Origin of the sequence: Rhodoplanes roseus (assembly GCF_003258865.1) — a bacterium.
GTDB lineage: Bacteria > Pseudomonadota > Alphaproteobacteria > Rhizobiales > Xanthobacteraceae > Rhodoplanes > Rhodoplanes roseus.
In genome coordinates this window covers 1-3,428 of the sequence record NZ_NPEX01000054.1, presented here as the reverse complement: position 1 = coordinate 3,428, position 3,428 = coordinate 1, and the positions used below count along the sequence as shown (strand labels likewise).

4 protein-coding genes are annotated in these 3,428 nt (G+C 68.8%); 2 read left to right on the top strand and 2 right to left on the bottom strand.

Features of this window, described 5'->3' with window-relative positions:
* The first annotated feature begins 246 nt into the window (after positions 1–246).
* Positions 247–999 carry a rhodoquinone biosynthesis methyltransferase RquA gene (gene rquA, locus CH341_RS10360; protein ID WP_111418961.1) on the top strand — a complete coding sequence of 251 codons (753 nt, stop codon included), beginning with the start codon at positions 247–249 and terminating at the stop codon, positions 997–999.
* 147 nt (positions 1,000–1,146) lie between these two features.
* On the top strand, positions 1,147–1,899 hold the full coding sequence (gene rquA, locus CH341_RS10355; RefSeq protein ID WP_111418960.1) for a rhodoquinone biosynthesis methyltransferase RquA: 753 nt from the start codon (positions 1,147–1,149) through the stop codon (positions 1,897–1,899).
* A gap of 236 nt (positions 1,900–2,135) precedes the next feature.
* On the opposite strand, the gene CH341_RS10350 is transcribed toward rquA (CH341_RS10355), so the two are convergent.
* Together CH341_RS10350 and CH341_RS10345 are read right to left on the bottom strand one after the other, a co-directional pair.
* Positions 2,136–2,651, bottom strand: a complete 516-nt coding sequence (locus CH341_RS10350; protein ID WP_111418959.1) for a TIGR02444 family protein — start codon at positions 2,649–2,651, stop codon at positions 2,136–2,138.
* Position 2,652: 1 nt separating this feature from the next.
* Positions 2,653–3,375 carry an enoyl-CoA hydratase/isomerase family protein gene (locus CH341_RS10345; protein ID WP_111418958.1) on the bottom strand — a complete coding sequence of 241 codons (723 nt, stop codon included), beginning with the start codon at positions 3,373–3,375 and terminating at the stop codon, positions 2,653–2,655.
* Between the last annotated feature and the right edge of the window lie 53 nt (positions 3,376–3,428).

The following is a 3,428-nucleotide window of genomic DNA, read 5'->3' as shown; positions in this document are numbered from 1 at the left end:
GGGCAAGACGCCGGCCCGCTACACGTTCCGCGCACCGGGGCTCCGAGTCGCCCGAGTATCGACCCGCCGCCCCGGACCGGCAACCAGAATCACCGGCCACGGCATTGCTGACTCTGATCGTCCATAAGCAAGACTGCGTAAGCAATGCATGACATGGCGTCTGTAAAGCCAAGGATGTTGTGCCCGTCGAGCGTGTGCTATGCGATAAGTTCGGAGCTGTTCGGTCTTGGAAGCTGGGGGGACGACATGGAGTCAGCGGTCGCGACACCGACGGTCACGGGCGGCGCCCGGTCCGGGTTGCCACGCCTGGTTTCGCCGGCAGCGGCGCGGGAGATTCCGCCGTATCTCGACGTGCACTACTGGTGGGCCTATGTGCACCCGAACGCGGTGCGCGTGTTCGAGCGCCAGTGGCTCGCCAATCTCATCCTGTGGGGCAACTACGCGCGGCTGCGCGATGCGGCGCTTGACCTGATGGGGGAGCGCCTGCCCGGCCGCACCCTGCAGGTCGCCTGCGCCTATGGCGACCTGACGCCGCATCTGTGCAGCCGGGTGTCGGCCGCCGACGGCACGCTCGACATCGTCGACGTGCTGCCGGTGCAGCTCGACAATGTCCGCCGCAAGCTGCCGGCCGACGCGCCGGCCCGCCTGGTGGAGACCGATTCCTCGGCGCTGCCGCTCGACGACGCGAGCTACGACCGCGTGCTGCTGTTCTTCCTGCTGCACGAGCAGCCGGAGAGCTGGCGCCGGCAGACGCTCGCCGAGGCGGTGCGCGTGCTGAAGCCCGGCGGCCGCGTCGTCATCGTCGATTATGCCCGCCCGGTGTGGTGGAACCCGCTCCGCTACGTATTCGCCCCGGTGCTTGCGGCGCTCGAGCCGTTCGCGCTGGACCTTTGGCGCAACGACATCACGCGATGGATTCCGAACCTGCCGGACGACCGGAAAATCGAACGGCGCTCGTATTTTGGTGGGCTTTATCAGGCGATCGTCATCTCCGGCTGAAAGCTGGTCCGCCACGCTTGCATGGCGGACGTGCCAAAGGATGACTCTTGCGTTTTCTCAAGGTGTTGTGTGGGGGGTGGTGCGATGGTCGATCCCAGGGGGCATGAACTCTTGCGGGATCCCCCACCCGTTTCGAGGTCATTACACATGCAGACTGCTGCAGTTCGACCGTCGACTTCGGTGCGAATCGAGGCCGGCTCACCGGTAGACAGTGCGAAAGCTCCGGTCGTCTCCATTCCTCCTTATCTCGAGAAGCATTATTGGTGGGCCTATATTCACCCGAACGCGATCCGCTTCTTCGACCACCAGCCGATCATCAACTTCATCCTGTGGGGCAACTACGCCAAGCTGCGGAATGCCGCGCTCGCCGAGATGGGTGACGAGCTTCCGGGCAACACCCTGCAGGTGGCCTGCGCCTATGGCGACCTGACGCCGCATCTGTGCGACCGCGTCTCCGCCGGCGGCGGCCGTCTCGACGTCATCGACATCGTGCCGGCACAGCTGCGCAACGTGCGCCGCAAGCTGAAGGCCGACGCGCCGGTGCGGCTCCTGAACATGGACTCGGCCGACCTCAACTTCCCGGACGCGAGCTTCGACCGCGCCATCGTCTACCTGCTGTTCCACGAGCAGCCGGTGGAGCACCGGGAGAAGACGCTGGCCGAGATCTTCCGGGTGGTGAAGCCGGGCGGCAAGGTGGTCATCGTCGACTACGCCCAGCCCAAGTGGTGGCACCCCTGGCGCTACTGGTTCAAGCCGGTGCTGGCCGTGCTGGAGCCGTTCGCGCTCGACCTGTGGAACAACGCGCTGCAGACCTGGATGCCGGCGCCCTGGTCCAAGACCCAGTGGCCGCGCCAGTCCTATTTCGGCGGGCTGTACCAGAAGGTCGTGATCACGCGCTGACGACGTCTCGTACCGGCGGGCCTGAACCTCGCCCCGTCATCCCGAGGTGCTCGCCGAAGGCGAGCCTCGATGGATGCGGGCCGAGGGGCCGTCGCCCTTCGAGGCTCGGGCTTCGCCCGAGCGCCTCGGGGTGACGGTGAAGAGTCGGTGCTGAAGGGTTGGTGGCATGCCCCTCTCCCCGCCGGGAGAGGTGGCCAGAACGCGCAGCGCGCCTTCGGCCATCACGTGTTCGAGGATCACGCCGTGTCGGGCAGCGCCGCGGCGACCAAAAGCGCAGCCTGCGCGGCCGGAAAGTCCTGGCCGAGCGCACGCCCGAGCGCCTCGACATTGGCGCCCACCGCATCGGCCGGCGGCGACCCGCCGCCGGGCGGCAGGCGGTCGGCGAGACGGTAGAGCGCCTCCTGCTGCAGCCGCTCGGCCTCGAGCTCCAGCCGCTTCACCTGGGTGCGGAACGCCTGCGCGGCGGCCGCGTCGACCAGCGGCGCATCCTCCTTGAGGCGGCGCCGCACGCCGCGCAACGGCACCACGATCTCGCGTGCCCAGCCGGCCGCCTGGTCGATCACGAACTGCGTCTCGACGTCGTCGAGCCGCCGGCCCCCGGTGCCGAGCCACATCACGAACAGCAGCACGTTCACGTCGACGGAGAAGCCGTCCTGCAGCGCCAGGCAGGCCTCGGCGACGCCGGGCTTGCGGTAGGTCGCGAGCGAGAAGCGCCAGAACGGCGAGCCGGCGCCCTCGTCGGGCCCGGCCATGTCAGCGCTCCCGCGACGACAGCACGGTGGCGAGCGCGCTGGCCGAGTAGTCGGCCAGGCCGCGCGGCTCCATGTGATAGGCGACGCGCAAGAAGTCCTTCACGGCGACCAGCGAAGGCGCGGCCCGCGTCGTCACGGTGGCGAGCAGCTTTTGCAGGGCCGCGTCGAGTTCCGCCTCGGGCACGACGGTGCTGACGAGGCCGATCTGCAGGGCCTGCGCGGCCGAGAGTTCCTCGAGGGCAAAAACCATCCAGCCGAGCGCCTTTCGCGAGACCTTGGGGACGAGCGCCGACATGGCCAGCGTCGGCGGCAGGTTGTGCTCCATCTCGGGCAGCTTGAAGCGCGCCGTGTCGGCCGCGATGGCGATGTCGCAGGCCGAGGTGACGGCGGAGCCGAAGCCGTGCGCGGCGCCGTGCACCACGGCGATCACCGGCTGCGGCGCCGCCTCGATCGCCGCATAGGCGGCCAGGATCGGCTCCAGCGTGGTGGTGCGCAGCGCCAGCGCGTTGGGCGCGCCGGCCCCGTCGCGCGGATCGCGGCCGCGGCAGAAGTCCGGCCCGTTCGCCCGGATCACGATCGCCTTGGCGTCACTCGCCGCCGCCGTGTTGATGGCCGCGGTCAGCTCGCGCACCTGGGCGATGGTGAGGAGGTTCTTCTCCTCTGGCCGGTCGATCACCACGGTCGCGACCGCACCTTCGCGCGACGATCTGATCACGTTGGTCATGGGGTTCGCTCCGTTTCTCGCCGGTCATTCCGGGGCGCGCCGAAGGCGCGAAC

Bases quoted from the DNA above. Each gene is read 5' to 3' on its own strand.
- rquA (WP_111418961.1), top strand. From the start codon at position 247: ATGGAGTCAGCGGTCGCGACACCGACGGTCACGGGCGGCGCCCGGTCC.
- rquA (WP_111418960.1), top strand. From the start codon at position 1,147: ATGCAGACTGCTGCAGTTCGACCGTCGACTTCGGTGCGAATCGAGGCC.
- CH341_RS10350 (WP_111418959.1), bottom strand. From the start codon at position 2,651: ATGGCCGGGCCCGACGAGGGCGCCGGCTCGCCGTTCTGGCGCTTCTCG.
- CH341_RS10345 (WP_111418958.1), bottom strand. From the start codon at position 3,375: ATGACCAACGTGATCAGATCGTCGCGCGAAGGTGCGGTCGCGACCGTG.